This window comes from Rhizobium acidisoli, assembly GCF_002531755.2.
GTDB lineage: Bacteria > Pseudomonadota > Alphaproteobacteria > Rhizobiales > Rhizobiaceae > Rhizobium > Rhizobium acidisoli.
This window is the reverse complement of sequence record NZ_CP034998.1, coordinates 2,327,664-2,344,145: the sequence shown is the minus strand read 5'-3', so window position 1 is coordinate 2,344,145 and position 16,482 is coordinate 2,327,664. Positions and strand designations below refer to the sequence as shown.

General features: G+C 60.0%; 14 protein-coding genes. 6 read left to right on the top strand and 8 right to left on the bottom strand.

Annotated elements, in window-relative coordinates:
- Window positions 1-5 precede the first annotated feature (5 nt).
- On the bottom strand, window positions 6-971 hold the full coding sequence (dusA, locus tag CO657_RS11575) for a tRNA dihydrouridine(20/20a) synthase DusA (protein ID WP_054183487.1): 966 nt from the start codon (window positions 969-971) through the stop codon (window positions 6-8).
- Window positions 972-1,223: 252 nt separating this feature from the next.
- On the opposite strand from dusA, the gene CO657_RS37915 reads away from it, so the two are divergent.
- The 3 genes from CO657_RS37915 (at window position 1,224) to CO657_RS11560 (ending at window position 2,286) form a co-directional block, all read left to right on the top strand.
- Window positions 1,224-1,355 carry a hypothetical protein gene (locus tag CO657_RS37915; protein ID WP_280950482.1) on the top strand — a complete coding sequence of 44 codons (132 nt, stop codon included), beginning with the start codon at window positions 1,224-1,226 and terminating at the stop codon, window positions 1,353-1,355.
- A gap of 167 nt (window positions 1,356-1,522) precedes the next feature.
- Window positions 1,523-2,038 carry a DNA cytosine methyltransferase gene (locus tag CO657_RS11565; protein WP_054183447.1) on the top strand — a complete coding sequence of 172 codons (516 nt, stop codon included), beginning with the start codon at window positions 1,523-1,525 and terminating at the stop codon, window positions 2,036-2,038.
- A complete protein-coding gene (locus CO657_RS11560) occupies window positions 2,035-2,286 on the top strand; it encodes a hypothetical protein (RefSeq protein WP_054183448.1) in 252 nt (83 codons plus the stop codon). Before CO657_RS11565 ends, CO657_RS11560 begins: the two co-directional genes overlap by 4 nt.
- A gap of 148 nt (window positions 2,287-2,434) precedes the next feature.
- On the opposite strand, the gene CO657_RS11555 is transcribed toward CO657_RS11560, so the two are convergent.
- Entirely contained in the window at window positions 2,435-3,697 is a 1,263-nt protein-coding gene (locus tag CO657_RS11555; protein WP_054183449.1) for a hypothetical protein, read from the bottom strand.
- A 77-nt stretch (window positions 3,698-3,774) separates the two neighbouring features.
- On the opposite strand from CO657_RS11555, the gene CO657_RS11550 reads away from it, so the two are divergent.
- On the top strand, window positions 3,775-4,050 hold the full coding sequence (locus CO657_RS11550; protein ID WP_054183450.1) for a helix-turn-helix domain-containing protein: 276 nt from the start codon (window positions 3,775-3,777) through the stop codon (window positions 4,048-4,050).
- Window positions 4,051-5,094: 1,044 nt separating this feature from the next.
- Here the strand turns inward: CO657_RS11550 and CO657_RS11545 are convergent.
- The 5 genes from CO657_RS11545 to CO657_RS11525 form a co-directional block, all read right to left on the bottom strand.
- Window positions 5,095-5,307, bottom strand: a complete 213-nt coding sequence (locus CO657_RS11545) for a cold-shock protein (RefSeq protein ID WP_003540801.1) — start codon at window positions 5,305-5,307, stop codon at window positions 5,095-5,097.
- 748 nt (window positions 5,308-6,055) lie between these two features.
- Entirely contained in the window at window positions 6,056-6,523 is a 468-nt protein-coding gene (locus CO657_RS11540) for a DUF3828 domain-containing protein (RefSeq protein WP_054183452.1), read from the bottom strand.
- Window positions 6,524-6,744: 221 nt separating this feature from the next.
- On the bottom strand, window positions 6,745-8,871 hold the full coding sequence (locus CO657_RS11535) for a calcium-binding protein (protein WP_054183453.1): 2,127 nt from the start codon (window positions 8,869-8,871) through the stop codon (window positions 6,745-6,747).
- Window positions 8,872-9,079: 208 nt separating this feature from the next.
- Entirely contained in the window at window positions 9,080-10,801 is a 1,722-nt protein-coding gene (locus CO657_RS11530; protein WP_054183454.1) for a cadherin domain-containing protein, read from the bottom strand.
- 392 nt (window positions 10,802-11,193) lie between these two features.
- On the bottom strand, window positions 11,194-11,580 hold the full coding sequence (locus CO657_RS11525; protein ID WP_054183455.1) for a GNAT family N-acetyltransferase: 387 nt from the start codon (window positions 11,578-11,580) through the stop codon (window positions 11,194-11,196).
- Window positions 11,581-11,838: 258 nt separating this feature from the next.
- On the opposite strand from CO657_RS11525, the gene CO657_RS11520 reads away from it, so the two are divergent.
- Together CO657_RS11520 and CO657_RS11515 are read left to right on the top strand one after the other, a co-directional pair.
- On the top strand, window positions 11,839-12,561 hold the full coding sequence (locus CO657_RS11520) for an SOS response-associated peptidase (RefSeq protein WP_054183456.1): 723 nt from the start codon (window positions 11,839-11,841) through the stop codon (window positions 12,559-12,561).
- Between the two features lie 120 nt (window positions 12,562-12,681).
- Complete coding sequence (locus CO657_RS11515) at window positions 12,682-13,380, top strand: hypothetical protein (RefSeq protein WP_054183457.1); 699 nt, start codon at window positions 12,682-12,684, stop codon at window positions 13,378-13,380.
- 72 nt (window positions 13,381-13,452) lie between these two features.
- On the opposite strand, the gene uvrB is transcribed toward CO657_RS11515, so the two are convergent.
- On the bottom strand, window positions 13,453-16,446 hold the full coding sequence (gene uvrB / locus CO657_RS11510) for an excinuclease ABC subunit UvrB (RefSeq protein WP_054183458.1): 2,994 nt from the start codon (window positions 16,444-16,446) through the stop codon (window positions 13,453-13,455).
- Between the last annotated feature and the right edge of the window lie 36 nt (window positions 16,447-16,482).

Genomic DNA, 16,482 nt, shown 5'->3' with positions numbered 1-16,482 from the left:
TCCCGTCAGGCGCTGACCGCCTCCTGCTCCACTCCCGAAAAGTCCACGGCCGCAAAAGCTGCGGACAGTACCTCCGGCCCGGCACCGCTTTTGGCCGCGTCGGTCGACAGGATCTGGCGGTAGCGCCTGGCGCCGGGCAGGCCGGTGAACAGGCCGACCATGTGGCGGGCCACGTGCTGCAGCCGGCCGCCACTGGCGATATGGCGTTCGGCATAGGCCATCATCCGGTCGCGCAGGCCTTCCCAGTCCGGCTCTCCCGCCGGAGCGCCGAAAAAGCGCTGGTCGACTTCGGCAAGGATCGCCGCATTCTGATAAGCGGCGCGGCCGAGCATGACGCCGTCGACATGAGCGAGATGGGCGGCGGCTTCATCAAGCGTGCGGATGCCGCCGTTGATGCCGATGTAGACATCGGGCCAGCGCTGTTTCATCCGGTAGACGATCTCATAGTCGAGCGGCGGGATCTCGCGGTTCTCCTTGGGGCTCAGGCCCTTCAGCCAGGCCTTGCGGGCATGGATCCAGATCGCGTCGGCACCGGCATCGAGAACGCGGGTGATGAGCTCCGGCAAGGCCTGTTCCGGTTCCTGCTCGTCGACGCCGATCCGGCATTTCACCGTCACCGGCACGGTTGCGACCCTCTTCATCGCCGCGATGCAATCGGCCACCGTTTCCGGCGTCAGCATCAGGCAGGCGCCGAAGGTGCCCGATTGCACCCGGTCGGAGGGGCAGCCGACATTGAGGTTGATTTCGTCATAACCGTAGGGTTCCGATATCTTCACCGCCTCGGCAAGCTTGGACGGGTCCGACCCGCCGAGCTGCAGCGCCAGCGGATGTTCCGCGGCGTCATGGCCGAGTAGCCGCTCGCGCGGGCCGTGAATGATCGCATCGGCCACCACCATCTCGGTATAGAGCAGCGCCTGCCGGCTGATCTGGCGGTGAAAATAGCGGCAGTGCCGATCCGTCCAGTCGATCATAGGCGCAATGGCGAACACCGGGGCCTTGAAATAGCTCGGTTTCCCTTGGTTTCCCGGATTTTCGACTGTGTGCACTTGTCTCGTTTTCTCTTGTCTTACCGCTTTTACGACCGTTTTTTGAAATGCTAGTGCTACGATGTAGCATTTGGCGGAGGTCGTGTAGCACTCATGGGAACCATATCAGAGCGAACCCGCAGGAATGGCTCTAAGTCATATACCGCACAGATCCGGCTAAAGCAAAAGGGCGAGGTCGTGCACAGCGAGGCCCAGACGTTCGATCGCAAGCCGGCCGCGAAACCGTGGCTCAAAAAGCGGGAGACCGAGCTTGCCGAACCGGGCGCGCTGGAGAAGCTGAAGGCCAAGGACCCATACTTGCAGATGTGATCGACGAATACATTGCCACGTCATTAAAGACGAAGGCGCAGTGCCTGATGCCCTCAAGAAACATCCGATCGCCGCGCCCATATTAGGCAGACCGGTGACAAATATGCCGGCCGGAAATGGCTGCCCAAATAGTTCAGCGATGCAGCTGGTGGAATTCCTTTTCGCCCGTGCCGACGCTGACCACCGGCGGCGATCGCGGCCGGTCCCAGCAAGGCGTGGTTGCGGCGGCTTTGACGAGGCTGCGGGGCAATGACAAGCATGGGCAGGATATCTGCTATCCCTTGCCGACGCAGACCTGCGGCGGCGGGCATAAAATGCTGATCCTGCCGTTCCTGCAGACCTATTACGGCTCCGGCGATAACAGCCACGACGCGCGCGACCCTCTGCACACGGTCACTGAGCGCCACGGTTTGGTGACCGTTGAGGTAAACGGCCAGACCATGGTGATCACCGACGGCTGCATGCGGATGCTCGACCCACTGGAAGGCGCGGCCGCTCACGGCTTCGATCCAGGGAGCTTCGACCACGTGATCGAGTTCATCAACGAGCAGGGCAAGCACGTGAAACGCAAGCCGAACAAGACCGAGCTCGGCCACCTCGTCGGCAATAGCGTGCCGAAGAAGATGATCCGCCTGCTGGCGGAGTGCAACGGGCGCTACGAATTCGTCGAGGCAGCGGAATGAACACCAGTCCCCTGGCTTGGCGCGACGATATCTATCGGCGGCTCGCCAAATGCGGCGCCGTCGACGTTGGCTCGGTCTATCCGCCTAAGGCGGGCGGCAGGCTGTGGCGCTGGCGGATCTGGCTGACGGCGAGCGGGACGAAGGCCGAAGGCACAAGCGGAACCGAAGCCGAGGCGCAGCGGCGCGTCGAGGAGCGTTTCCGGCAATTCCTGACGGCGGCGTCTCTGTCGTCGTCAGATTCGAACTGACTGAAATACGAGGGGCAGACTATGAGCAACTTAGCGCGCAATGCGGCATGCGTGCGCACCGGGACCATCGTCCGACGATCACCAGGCGCTTGCCCATGGCCGCAAGGCGGGCGGTTTTTCCCGACGCGCGGCCACCTATGCGCTCACGTCATCCGCCAACCTTGGGAAGATCTTGTCCATATTTCATGATGTCGGTCATGCTCGGCGGGTCGATCGTCTCCGGCCCGTGGCCGGGAGCTCGACGGAACATCGCCTCCAGCAGGGCGCCGCGATCCTGCAGCGTCGCGGCTCCCTGCTTGATCAGGAAGAGGTAGGTGTTGAGCATCGTGATCCGCTGAGAAGCGTCGTCCATCAGAAGCAGCGAGCGGTTGTTATAGCGAACGATCAGTTTAATAGCCCAGACGACGAAGCCGATCGGCACTCCGATCAACAGCAGCCGACCGAAGGCGATCAGCGTGGCGGCGACACCCCCCTGCGGAACGCTCTGAACGTTGATGACATTTCGTTCGATCTCGGAGAGAAGAGAGAGGACTTCTTCGCGGTAGAGATAGGCCGCCACGGGAGCGCCGGTCAGGACGGCGAGGAGCAGGAAGAGCGAACTATAGTATCCGATGCCCGCCCTTACGGCGCGACGCCCCCAGAGGCGTCGCGTCTCCCGCAGGCCGAGCTGCTCGCGCATCTCGAATTCGGCCAACTCGATACGCTCTTTCACGCTAGCGAAACCATGTTGCGTCAACAGCGCCTCCTGGCGGAGCACCTGCTGCTCGGTCTGGAGCCGGCTGACCTCTTCTCTGACCGTCGCAAGATCCGACGATGCTTTTCCAGCGTCTTGCTGGACCAGTATCATGCGTCGCTCGATCCTTTGCAAATCGGCGGATCTTTTCCTGCTCGTCTCCTCTTCCACGATGGAATCGATCTCGTGTTCCTGCCACCGGATGTAGCTTTGAAACTCGGCAGCTATGGCCGGCTCCCCGTAGTCGATTTGGCGATCATATGGTTGCAAGTGGAATGGAAGGACGAAGCGAAGTTCGGCCAGCAGCTGTCCAGCCAACTGGTAAAAAAAGCGGACGGCGCCCTTTCCCTCTTGTGCGGACGCGCCGACGGCGAGCGCTTCGTCGAATGCTTCAAGGTCGTCTGCCAGTTCCTTCATATTATTGACGGCCTCTGCGATCATGGGGTCGATCGCATTGGACGCGGCTTCGAGCCGGGAGCTAATATCGATCAACACACCAACGACGCGGTTGGTGTCGCCGATATGCTCGCGCGCAAGCTGAATCTCCTGATTGACGATGAACAGCCACTGGTTGAGCTGGAAGCGCCACGCCAGTTCTCTGGCTTCAGGCGTGACAAGCTTTCTCTTCTCCCCACCTTTGAACGGAGACTGAAGGGACTGATAAGTGGCTTGATCCATGACCGGCTCCGCGAGGTTTTGGGAAATTTATGCAGTAAAATCCGGTCGGCACAAGGTGCAGTTGCAGGCGGTGTCGCATGAGCCATGACGCCACCAATTGGGCCAGCAAGCAGCGCGGCATCAACTGCGCTGAGGCGACGGTGCTCTGGCACCTCTCGGACTGCCATAATCTCGCCTTCGGCTGCTATCCCAAGCAGGAGTTGGCCGACGCCTCCGAGATCGACGAGCGCTCGGTGCGCCGCTGCCTGGCCTCATCACGCGAGAAAGGCTTCGTCAACTGGGTCGAGCACAGGCCAGATCGCAAGGATAACGCTGCGACTGCGGTCGACGAGGCTCCCGTTGTCGAAGACTGAATACCTTCAACTGAACCTGCTCGACCTTTATGACAAGGGGCAACTTGCGTTATTATCGGCCCAATTCTTCACAATATCGATGAGATGCTGATTGCGTATTGTGTTCCCAGCATAGACGGTTAGCTTTGTCCCGTCTCCGTTTCGTTCCACCTTAGCTTTCCAGTAGTAATTCCTTATGCCAACGTTAAGTAGAGAGGACGTAATCTCGCCAAAACCTAGCTCAGAATAAAGCTGTGCATCGATGTTAACCGATGCATTGAGCGAAAAGGTGAGGTGTCCTTCGAGGCAGTTTTTCGCTGGGCCGACAATGCGCCGGTAAATCTCTTGATAATTCTCCGAATACTGAAATACGGCTTGCCTAGTCGAGCCTGACCGTTCCAAATCACCCGTCGTAGTGGAACAGCTGGATAGCGCAAACATGACGAGGATGAGGCCAAATTTCATAGGTCGCAAACCGCCGTATTGAAGCCATTGCTGTACGACGATTTGATTTGCAGCGCCCACCCCGGTTCAAACGTGGCGCCGGCGCCTTGGTCATTCTTTACCTCGAATTTCCCAGCCATTCGTCCTCCACAAAGACCTGAGCTCTAAAGAAGGCTAGTCGCCCGCCAACCGCTGCTACCCCTGACTTCATGTGCCTCTGCAGTGATTCTGGAAAGCCCGGCTAGAACAAGCTCACAACTTCTTGGTAAACGCGTCGGGCGCTCGGCCCTTTTTTATAGGGTGTGGCAGCCGCCATTCGCTGCTCTCAGCTAACAAACAGCGCTGCGAAAGTGTTATGCAGTCACGCAGCCTGTTTGATTTAACTCGCTAAAATGTGCCGATCCGTCCAGTCGATCATCGGCGCGACGGCGAAAATCGGGCTCTTCTGCGTCATCGACGTCGCATTATTCGTTGTTCCCGGGCACCGCCATGCGGCGGGCTCAATCAGCAAGCGTGCGTATAACATCCGGCGGTGCGATCGACAAATGACGTTCTCGCCGCAAAACAGAAACGGCGCCCCTTGCGGAGCGCCGTTCATGCCGCCAAAGCGGAAAGTCTGACTTACGAAGCCGAGATGTTGACGGCCTTCGGGCCTTTGCCCATGCGGTCCGGCTCGGTGTCGAAGGTAACCTGCTGGCCTTCGCGCAGCGACTGGATGCCAGAAGCCTGCAGCGCAGAGATATGGACGAAAACGTCCTTTGCGCCGCCGTCCGGCGTGATGAAACCAAAACCCTTGTCCTGGTTGAAGAATTTTACGGTGCCCTTGGTGGCCATTGGGATCGTCCTTTTCCCTTAGTCTGTGTAGTATCCGCGCCCCCGAGAGGAAGCGGACGGCTTTAGCTTTCGCCCCGATCGATTGGGACGAAGGGTCAGTCGGAGAAGTCACGTACGGGGAAAGAACGTCTACGTAGGCGGGTAGTCCCGCGCCGCCTTCCAAACGGAAGGGATTACCACATCAGTCCAGTCACCGGCATGCAAATGCCCGAGTAGGTGAATTGGTGCCAGCTTTTCGGGCAAAAAGCAAGCGGGATTATTTTGGCATGCCCGCATCGAAGTCGGGAAATGTCGAAGATTCAGATACTTGACGAAAAGTTAGCGGTTCCTTGCACAGCTGTGCCATAGCGGGATTCCGTGCCGAAACGGGATGAGCCGGTAGATTCGATAGCCGGGCATGGATTTTGTCGTCGGGCGGCGCTTGCTGCTTCGGTACACCAATCAGCCCTCATGGTGAGGAGGTCCGCAGGTTCGTCTCGAACCACGAGGGTGGATGGCCGGGGGGCTGGCGTCGGTGGTGGGGGCAGCCCTGGGAGGTCCAGTGCCCCTGGCGCCGCCCTCGCTCCGCCCTCATCTTGAGGTGCGGAAGCCAAAGGCTGAAGCCTCGAAAGACGGGGGCGGCCACTGGCGCCATCACCTCGATTCTGGATGCTGTGCATCAGAGGTTTCCACGCCCGCCCTCGTGGTTCGAGACGGCCCTTCGAGCCTCCTCACCATGAGGGCTGATCTTGGGGCCATTGACAATCGCCTACTGCGCATCACCCAGCAACGCGCTCAGGCTCCACGGATTATCCCCTTTCTGATTGGCGATATCGTCGACCTTCCAGCCACCATGCTGGCGCACCAGCGTGTAGAAGAGCGTCACCTCTTCGCCGTTTTCGAACTGCACCTCCACCTCGGCCTTGTCATCCAGCAGGATCGGCTGGCCGATCCTGACATCGCTCGCCGTGCCGTCCTGGCCTGATATGACGGGATCGAAGTCGATCGCGCCGACATCGCCTTCGGGCGTATTGTCGAGGTCGGCCTGCAGGAGCTGGTTCAGATGGTCGGAGAAGAAGATCGAATAAGGCGAGGGCGCCTCGGCGTCGCTGTTGTCGGTGTTGTAACTGTAGAGCGCCTTGAGCAGCGCCTTCGGTGTCTTGTACGTCTCGGCCGATGCGGGCAAGGCTGCGAGCGCCGACACGGCAAAGGCCAGGATGAATGTGGGCAGACGCATGCGGGCTCTCCTCGGATGACGAGAAATCATAACCGAAACGGGTGTCGAGGTGGAGCTGCATTTTGGAAATGGGATGTTCGGAAGCGGTTGCCGCCCTCGCGGTTTACGAATGTCGCGGGCACCAGGAAAGTTCGGCCGCTTGGGCAGCTAGGCGGGGAGTCCGGCTTTTTTGTCGAGATCGCCGGTGACGCATCTTGCGTCCACCGGCGATCATATCGCGATTAAATCAACGCTTCATGCGACAGGCTCGCAAACGACGGTTCGAAGACGTCCTTTACGGTTATCGTGAAATCGTGGCTGGTGGCATTTCCAGCCGCGTCGTAGGCTTCGGCGGTAAAGGTCAGGCTATGGTTGCTTTCGAAGTCGATCGCAGCCTTCGTCTGGATCTTGTTGCCGACGAGCTTGAAGATGCCGTCCGCATCATCTGTCAGCCGCCACTTCACCGTGCCGCCTTCCGGATCGACGGCGGAGAGAAGGCCGACCGATGTGCCGATCGCGACGTTTTCGGAGATGGAGCTGCGCGAGAAGGAGAGCTTGATCGGCGCTTGGTTGAGAGGGGCTTCGTTGACGTCGAGGACGTTGATCGTGATGTGTTGCTCCACGGTGACCTTACCGTCAGAAACCGCAACCACTATCGTCTGCCACGGATAGGTCTCGTAGTCGAACGCCTTCGAAGTGACGATGCGGTTGCCTTTCAGCCGGAAGTGATCGCCCGCCCCGTCGAGCAGTGTGTAGGTGAGCGTGTCGCCATCGGCGTCGTGGGCGCTGAGCAATCCAACCGTAGTCCAGATCGGTGTGTCTTCGGACACAGCGGTTTTCGACAGCTGGATATTGGTCGGCGCGGTGTTGTTGCGTGTCAAGGTTTCCGTGGCGAAATCGTAGACGCCATCGGCAAAACGGGCGAATTCGATGTCACGCAGCGTATCCATACCCTCCTGCTCACTCGTCAGGATGTGGGCACCATTGTCCATCGCGAAGGAATAATTGGCGAAATTGCCGTAGAAGATTGCCGTGTCGGTGCCGGCGTTACCGTCGAAAATGTCGTTGCCAGCGGTCCCCGTGAAGAGGTCGTCGCCGCCGCCGGTCTTGACGTCGATGCCGAAGGCGGTACCGCTGATAGAGGCCGAGCGGTTTGCCAACTCGTCAGATAGATCGGCATGGGCGCTGTCCGCCAATCTCAGGGAGATAATCATGTCATCGAAAACCGATCCGCGGGAGAGGATGATTTGTTCGAAATTTTCGAACTGCGCGGCCGAACCAAGCACGCCTCCGCTAAGAAGGTTGCCTTCGAACGTTTCCAGGATTTCGAAGTTCTTCACGGTGAGACCGACAAGACTGCCGGCATTCAGGGTATCGGTGTCGGCGCCGCCGTCAATCGTTCCCGAGACCGCGATGCCGGATCCATATACGGTCAGGGTCACGATATCGTTGCCGCTGCCGGCGTCTATATCGAAGACTTCGCCGTAGCCGTAAGACTCGCCATCGATGATGGTGTCATTGCCTGCGCCGCTTTTGATGATGTCGTTGCCCGCAGCGGCATTGATCCCATCATTACCGGCGCCACTGTCCAAAATATCGTTGCCGTCAGTTCCTATCAACACGTCGTCACCGCCGGCGGTCTTGACGTCGATACTGGAACCGATGCCGCTGATGTAGGCCGTGCGGCTTCCCAACTCGTCCGAAAGATCGGCATGGGCGCCGTCCGCCAATTTCAGGGTGACGGCGATGTTTTCGCCGCCCGGACTGTCCGAGTAGGTGATCTTGTCGAAGCTCTCGAACTGAGCCGCCGTAGCGATGATGTCTCGTTGCGATTCAAGGATTTCGAAGTTCTGGATCGTTATGCCGGTAAGATCGGAGGCTTGCAGTTTGTCAATGCCGGCTCCGCCGTCGACTGTCCCGGAATTCGCGAAACCGTAGAAATCATTCCACACAGCCACGGTGTCATTGCCGTCGCCCGCATCGATATCGAATACTAAGTCGGTGGCAATACCACCATCACTATCCACGATCCTGTCGTCACCTGCACCACCTTTGATAACATCATTTCCGGCGCCTCCGCCGATCAGGTCGTTACCTGCGCCGCCGTTCAACTGGTCATTCCCGGAATAGCCATTGATGATGTCGTTGCCAGCCCCCGTTGTGATTGCATTGTCACTGTTCGAACCCGTTACCTCCGCGGAAATCGATCCCAACTCGTCGCTCAGGTCGGCTACGCCGGAACCCGACACCTGCAGAGTAACTGCAGCGTGGGGGCTAGCGGCGGAATAGCGGATGACATCGTATGCTTCGAACTCCGCACCGGTCTTGGTGATCAGCTTGCCGTTCGTGTTCAGAATATTCAGGGCCATGTTTAAACTTTCCGAAATATCGGTTGCATCCTGCAGGAGTTGGTCTCTTCTACCATCCGGGTGGAGGGGCTTCGGCGGGAGGCTATGATCGCCTCATTTGGAGATGTTCAGCTGCCGGTTAGAAGCTTAGCCGCTGGCAATGGCCGGCGCTCGACGCATGCTGTCGCCGTCGGGACGCGTGCCCACATCCCGAACGACAGTCTCGTGGCTAGATCAAAGCGTCATGTAGAAGGCTCGACGGTTCGAAGACGTCCTTCACGGCGATCGTGAAATCGTGGCTGGTGGCATTTCCAGCCGCGTCATAGGCTTCGGCGGTGAAGGTCAGGCTGTGGTTGCTTTCGAAGTCGATCGCGGCCTTGGTCTGAATCTTGTTGCCGACGAGCTTGAAGATGCCGTCCGCGTCGTCGGTCAGCCGCCACTTCACCGCCCCGCCTTCCGGATCGACAGCGGAGAGAAGGCCGACCGAGGTGCCGATCGCGACATTCTCGGAGATCGAGCTGCGCGAGAAGGAGAGCTTGATCGGCGCTTGGTTGACCGGCGCTTCGTTGACGTCGAGAACGTTTATCGTGATGTCCTTCTCGACCGTGACCTTGCCGTCGGAGACGGCGACTTTGATCGTGTGCGACTTCGCCGTCTCGTAGTCGAAGGTCTTGGAGGTGACGATGCGGTTGCCGTTGATCCGGAAGTGATCGCCGGCGCCGTCGAGCAGCTTGTAGGTGAGGACGTCGCCGTCAGCGTCCTTGGCGCTGAGCAGGCCTACCGTGGTCCAGATCGGCGTGTCCTCGGAGAGAGAGGTTTTCGAGAGCTGGACGTTGGTCGGCGCGGCGTTGCTGCCGTCGAGTGTGAATTTTTCCGTGGTGAAATTGTAGATACCATCAGCAAAGCGCGCGAATTCTATGTCATGCAGCGTGTCCGTCCCTTCCACGGCGCTCGTCAGGATGTGATCGCCATTGCTCAATGCCATGGAATAGTTGGTAAAATTGCCTGCGAAGACAGCCGTGTCGATGCCGGCGCCGCCATTGATGGCATCATTGCCACCCCCGCCGGTGAATTTGTCATCGCCCGCCTTGCCGTTGATGGCATCGTTGCCGCCACTGCCGTCGAAAATGTCGTTGCCGTCGGTGCCCGTAAACTCGTCACTGCCGCCGCCGGTCTTGACGTCAACGCCGGAGACATAGCCGGTAATGAAAGCCCCGCGATCTCCCAGTTCGTCGGAAAGATCGACGTGGGCGCTGTCTGTTAATGCCAATGAGGCGCTATAATTGTTGGCGGGATTGTTCGCGTAGGCGATCTTATCGAAGCTTTCGAACTGCGCGCTCGAACCGGAAACCAAATATCCCGCCGTTTCAAGGATTTCGATGTTCTTGATCGTCAGGCCTCTTAGCTCAGGGGCTTGCAGACTATCGATCCCCGCGCCGCCATCGATTGTTCCGGAAAACTGCGACGTGAATACACGCACGGCGATGGCATCGTCGCCGTCGCCTGCGTCGATGTCGAAAAGTTCCGGGCCAAAGCCGCCAATATCACCATCGGAGATCGTGTCGTTGCCCATGCCGCCTCTGATGACGTCATTTCCGGCGTCACCTGAGAGCAGGTCATTACCATCGCCGCCGTTCAGCGTGTCATTGTCAGCCCCGCCATATAGCTGATCGTTTCCGGCGCCGCCGTTCAGCGTGTCTGCGCCGTCGCCGGCTATGATGCTGTCGTTGCCTGCGCCCGTCGTGATCGCATTGTCTGCGCTTGAACCTCTCACGTTTGCGGAGACCGAGCCCAACTCGTCGGCCAGATCCGCCACGCCGGAATCCGAGACGACCAGAGCGACAGGCGAGGAAGGGTTGGCGGCGGATTGGCGAATAACATCGTAGGCTTCGAACTCGGCGCCGGTGTTGGTAATTGTGGCGCCGTTTGTATCCAGAATATTCAAGGCCATATTTTAATCTTCCCCAAAAGATGCGTTTTACTCTGAAAAATGAGAAATCCCCGAAAGAACTGCTTATCGGCTCGGCCGACGACAACCCCACGGGGATCTATGCCAACCATTAATGAAGTTTTCAATGAAAAATTGTGATTTTTTCTTGGTCTTTTAACGAAAAAATAAGGCTGAAATACTGACGAATGACTTTGAATTTGCAAACCAAAATTCGTATTTTAGTCTTTTAATTTATACCCATCATCAGCGGATATAAGCTCGCGGTATAAGCGTGAAAAACTGTATTCGCTTGGCGCGCTTTGGCATTGCGCGTTAGCGCCTGACCATCGGCGCCGATTCCGCCTGATGACGGAGTTGGCGCCTGCCGTTTGAGGGCGGCCTGTTGAGACCTCTCATGCGAGCTTGATGAGGCCCGCTTCGGTGGGGGTAAATCCGCAGGCGCGGTAGAAGCCGGTCAGGTGCGGTTCGAAATCGACATGCAGCCACTCAGCGCCGCGCTCCCGCGCAACTCTCGTCGCTTCCTTGACCAGTCTCGTCGCAATCCCCTGCCGGCGCATGTCGGGATGAACTGAGGTGTCGAGAATGAAGGCATGAATGCCGCCATCCCAGGCGACGTTGACGAAGCCGACGAGTGTGTCGTCGTGATAGGCGCCGATATGGGCGAGGCTGCGGGACAGAATGCGGGAGAAATCCGGTGCGTCGGGCGTGCTCCAGGCGGCTGACCAGAGGGCGTTGAGTTCGGCGGACGAAGGGAAGGGGTCGATGCGGAGTTCGGGCATGGATGGTTTCCGATTCGTTTGTCGCGCCGCTTGCCGGACGTGTTTTTTCCGCCAATTCCGCTTGCTTCGCAATAGACCGATTGCTGGGGCAGGCCTCCTCTCAACCTCAAGGTCAGGGCGCCCACTTCTCATCCTTCATTTCTGTGTCCTCATGGCCGCGAAGGGGCATTCCTGAACGGCCACAACTGACGCTTCGTTGACGACGTCCCCGCCGAGAACATAATCGGAACATCTAATATTCCATCGACAGGAAGCACAATGTGCGGACGCATCTTCGTAAAAACTTCGCTTGAGGAATTGATCGGCAATTTCGCCTTTGCAGTGAAGGGCGGGGATATCGACGGGCTGGGAAATCGCTTTCCCCGCTGGAACGGGGCGCCGTCGCAAGATTATCCTATAATCATCAGGGATATCGTGCGCGAACCCGATACGTCGGGCCCCATATTCGTGACCGCGCGCTGGGGGCTGATGCCTTCCTGGGCGAAACCCGGCGGCAGGCCGCCGCCGGTCAACGTCCGCTGCGAGGGGATCAGCTCCAACGGCATGTTCCGCTCTGCCTACCGGTCGCGTCGCTGCCTCGTTCCGATCAATGGCTTCTTCGAATGGAAGGACATTCACGGGACCGGCAAGAACAAGCAGCCCTATGCCATCGCCATGACGGACGGCTCGCCTTTTGCGCTCGCCGGCATCTGGGAGACGTGGACGGATGAGAAGGGCGTGTCCATCCGCAACTTTGCCGTTGTCACCTGCGAGCCGAACGAGATGATGGCGGAGATTCACGACCGCATGCCCGTCATCCTGCATCGCGAGGATTACGAGAGATGGCTGTCCCCTGAGCCGGACCCGAATGATCTCTTGAAACCCTTCCCGGCGGAACTGATGACGATGTGGAAGATCGGCCGGGATGTCGGCTCTCCGAAGAACGACAGGCCGGAGATCATCGAAGAGGTCGAGGACGATCCGGAACCGACGCTGATCTAAAACAATCCCGGCAAAAGCGTGCGGCGTTTTTGCGCCCGGAATTGCTCTGATTTTACCGGCTCGGGCGGAGCCATTCACGAAACCATGCGGCAGAGACATCCTCACGAGGAGAGGAAACGCATGCAAGACGATATCGGAACGCTTCTCAGATCGTTCCTCAATAATGCCCTTCGCAAGCAGCCTCAGCACCGCATCCGGGATTTCGGCGGCTATGAGGTCGGCAAGCGCCGAAACCTCCATGTCATCGAACCGATCGCGCGGGATACGGCAGATTTTCTCTGCACCTATCTCCGTATCAGGCTGCGCGGCGAGCCGGCGAGTCGGGAAGGCGTCGCCTCCACCGTCGCTGCAGCCTTGAAGAATGTCTCCGATGAGTTCGCCTACAAGCTGACCTGGCACAGCGACGAGGCATGGAGCACCGTTTGCAACTCGGTCGCAGAGTTTCTGGAAGGCTGCCTGCAGATCGAGGCGAAACCCTATGATGGGTCGCTGACGGCGCAATCGGATTATAACGGCTGGAAGAGCTGGGAGATGGTCATCAGCGGCGAGACGCCGCGGGGGAGGTGGCGCCACTCCTGGAAGGAAAAGCCCGGCGACGATTTCATCGGCTTCTACGGCGATGCCTGCATGGGGCGGATCTTCAAGATCGATCTCACCGGCTCCGACGAACGCTGGTACTGGCTGATCGCGGCGGACGGCAGCCCCCGGCGGGGCTGGCCGGCGGCGGGATTCGAGGCGAGCGCCAGGAGTGCAGCCTGTCGGGTGGAGCGGATTTATTTTGCGCTGGTGGCGGGGACGGGGAGGGTCGGATGCGGGTGAGTAGGGAGGTATATTCGCCGCGGCATTGGTAATTTTGCAGAGTGGGCTCCCTCACTCGGCGTGCCGGTCGCCTCACCGCCCCGGTCGCCCAGTCTTTCCCTTCGTCCGACTCTTGCGCTTCTGCTCTCCCGGCTCTTCATAGCTCCCGGCTCCCACCCGGGCGCGTACCACGGGCCGCACGCCATCGTCGCGCTCCGGCTGGCCTTCCAGCAGTGGTGAAAACCGCTTCGTGCCCTTGGCGGCATCGGGCTTTTCCGGCACATGCCCAATGACCGGTTTTTCCGTTCGGCCGACGGTCATTTCGTCGAGGTCGTTTTTGCGGAACAGGCTCTTCTTTGTCGGTTCGGCGATGTCGCGGCCCATGTCGTCGAGGGCGGGTTTGCGGAAGAGGGGGGTGTCGGTGCCTGGGCCCATGTCGTCGAGAGAGGGGCGGGAGAAGTAGGAGGGTGTGGCCCCCTCATCCGCCCTGCCGGGCACCGACCGGGGTCGAGCCGCTTGTCTCGACCCGTCCTCCGGACCCCCGGCGGGGAGAAGAGACTCGCGGGTCGCCTTGGCATTCCGCTTGATGCCTTCCATCGACTTGGCCTCTTCGCGCGCCATCGGGTCGTCCATGACCGCCAGTTCCGCCGCCTTGAGGCGTTTGATTTCGTCGCGCAGGCGGGCGGCTTTTTCGAAGTCGAGGTCGGCGGCGGCGTCACGCATGCTCTTTTCGAGCGCGTTGAGATGGGTCTGGAGGTTGTTGCCGACGAGGTTGCCGCCATCGGCGAAGCCCTTGCCCGAGACGCCGGAGATATCGGCGCGGACGTGGTCGCGTTCGTAGACGCTGTCGAGGATGTCGGAGATCCTGGCTTTCACCGATTCCGGGGTGATGCCGTGCTCCTGGTTATAGATCATCTGCTTTTCGCGGCGGCGGCTGGTTTCCTCCATCGCCCGCTTCATCGAGCCGGTGACCTGGTCGGCATAGAGAATGACTTTGCCGTCGACGTTACGCGCGGCGCGGCCGATCGTCTGGATCAGCGAGGTCTCGGAGCGCAGGAAGCCTTCCTTGTCGGCGTCGAGGATGGCGACGAAGCCGCATTCGGGAATGTCGAGGCCCTCGCGCAGCAGGTTGATGCCGACGAGCACGTCGAAAGCGCCGAGGCGCAGATCGCGGAGGATCTCGATACGCTCAAGCGTGTCGATGTCGGAGTGCATGTAGCGGACGCGCACGCCCTGCTCATGCAGATATTCGGTCAGGTCCTCGGCCATGCGCTTGGTCAGCACGGTGCAGAGGGTGCGGTAGCCTTTGGCGGCGGTTTCGCGGATCTCGCCGAGCACGTCGTCGACCTGGCTGCGGGCCGAGCGGACCTCGACCGGCGGGTCGATCAGGCCTGTGGGCCGGATCACCTGTTCGGCGAAGACGCCGCCTGATTGTTCCATCTCCCAGCCGCCGGGGGTGGCCGAAACGGCAATGGTGTCGGGGCGCATGGCGTCCCATTCCTCGAAGCGCAGCGGCCGGTTGTCCATGCAGGAGGGCAGGCGGAAGCCGTATTCGGCCAGCGTCGCCTTGCGCCGGAAGTCGCCCCGGTACATGCCGCCGATCTGCGGCACGGTGACATGGCTTTCGTCGATGAAGACGAGGGCGTTGTCGGGGATATATTCGAACAGTGTTGGCGGCGGATCGCCGGGGTCGCGGCCGGTGAGATAACGCGAATAGTTCTCGATGCCCTGGCAGGAGCCGGTGGCTTCCAGCATTTCGATATCGTAGCGGGTGCGCTGCTCCAGGCGCTGGGCCTCCAGCAGGCGGCCGGCCTTCTCCAGCTCGGCGAGGCGAAGCCTGAGCTCCTCCTTGATCGACTTGATGGCGCCGTTCAGCGTCGGGCGCGGCGTGACATAGTGCGAATTGGCGTAGATCTTCACGGATTTCAGATCGCCGACCTTCTGGCCGGTCAGCGGATCGAACTCGGTGATGGCGTCGATCTCGTCACCAAACATCGAGATGCGCCAGGCGGCATCCTCCAAGTGGGCGGGGAAGAGCTCGATCGTGTCGCCGCGCACGCGAAACGAGCCGCGGGTGAAATCCATGTCGCGGCGCTTATATTGCTGGGCGACGAGGTCGGCCAGCAGCTGGCGCTGGTCGAGCCGGTCGCCGACCGACATCTGGAAGGTCATCGCCGTATAGGTCTCGACCGAGCCGATACCGTAAATGCAGGAGACAGAGGCGACGATGATGCAGTCGTCGCGTTCGAGCAGCGAGCGCGTCGCCGAGTGGCGCATGCGGTCGATCTGCTCGTTGATCGAGCTTTCCTTCTCGATATAGGTGTCGGAGCGCGGCACATAGGCTTCCGGCTGGTAATAATCATAGTAGGAAACGAAATATTCCACCGCATTGTCGGGGAAGAAGTTCTTGAATTCGGAATAGAGCTGGGCGGCCAGCGTCTTGTTGGGCGCCAGGATGACGGCCGGGCGCTGCGTCGCCTCGATGACCTTGGCCATAGTAAAAGTCTTACCGGAGCCGGTGACGCCGAGCAGCACCTGGCTGCGGTCGCCATTCTCCAGCCCCTCGACGAGATCGCGGATGGCTGTGGGCTGGTCGCCGGCCGGTTCGTAGTCCGACTTCATCAAGATGCGGATACCGCCTTCGGACTTGTCCGGCCGGGCCGGGCGGTGCGGCGTCCAGATCTTGCCGTTCTTGTGCAGCGGGTTGCCGCTCTCGATCAGCGCCGACAGCGCTTCGACGGTGGCGGTGACGGCGGTGCCGGCCTGCAGCGACGAGGCTTCCTCCAGCGTCGTATTCATGCCGGCGACGGGGTTGAGGCCTGCGGCCGCGCGCGTCTTCGGGTCGGTCGAGCCGCCCATCGAAGTACCACGCGCCGATTTCGAAGCGGCGATTTCGACCTTCTTGCGGTGCTTGCCGGCCTTTGAGGCGATCTGGCGCTGGGTCTCGACGCCCGACGCTTCGGCATCGGCCTCCAGCTGCTTCACCCAATCGGCAACGGATCCGGACAGGGGAGCGCCCTCGAAGGACGACTGCGGGGCTTCCTCGAAGCCATTCGGGGCGGGGGATTTCTTCGGAGATTTGGCCATGGCGGGAATATGGAGAGAGTCAGCGCGAAAGGGAAG

Bases quoted from the DNA above. Each gene is read 5' to 3' on its own strand.
- CO657_RS11535 (WP_054183453.1), bottom strand. From the start codon at position 8,871: ATGGCCCTGAATATTCTGAACACGAACGGCAAGCTGATCACCAAGACC.
- CO657_RS11550 (WP_054183450.1), top strand. From the start codon at position 3,775: ATGAGCCATGACGCCACCAATTGGGCCAGCAAGCAGCGCGGCATCAAC.
- CO657_RS11530 (WP_054183454.1), bottom strand. From the start codon at position 10,801: ATGGCCTTGAATATTCTGGATACAAACGGCGCCACAATTACCAACACC.
- CO657_RS11520 (WP_054183456.1), top strand. From the start codon at position 11,839: ATGTGCGGACGCATCTTCGTAAAAACTTCGCTTGAGGAATTGATCGGC.
- CO657_RS11515 (WP_054183457.1), top strand. From the start codon at position 12,682: ATGCAAGACGATATCGGAACGCTTCTCAGATCGTTCCTCAATAATGCC.
- CO657_RS11540 (WP_054183452.1), bottom strand. From the start codon at position 6,523: ATGCGTCTGCCCACATTCATCCTGGCCTTTGCCGTGTCGGCGCTCGCA.
- dusA (WP_054183487.1), bottom strand. From the start codon at position 971: ATGATCGACTGGACGGATCGGCACTGCCGCTATTTTCACCGCCAGATC.
- CO657_RS11560 (WP_054183448.1), top strand. From the start codon at position 2,035: ATGAACACCAGTCCCCTGGCTTGGCGCGACGATATCTATCGGCGGCTC.
- CO657_RS11525 (WP_054183455.1), bottom strand. From the start codon at position 11,580: ATGCCCGAACTCCGCATCGACCCCTTCCCTTCGTCCGCCGAACTCAAC.
- uvrB (WP_054183458.1), bottom strand. From the start codon at position 16,446: ATGGCCAAATCTCCGAAGAAATCCCCCGCCCCGAATGGCTTCGAGGAA.
- CO657_RS11555 (WP_054183449.1), bottom strand. From the start codon at position 3,697: ATGGATCAAGCCACTTATCAGTCCCTTCAGTCTCCGTTCAAAGGTGGG.
- CO657_RS11545 (WP_003540801.1), bottom strand. From the start codon at position 5,307: ATGGCCACCAAGGGCACCGTAAAATTCTTCAACCAGGACAAGGGTTTT.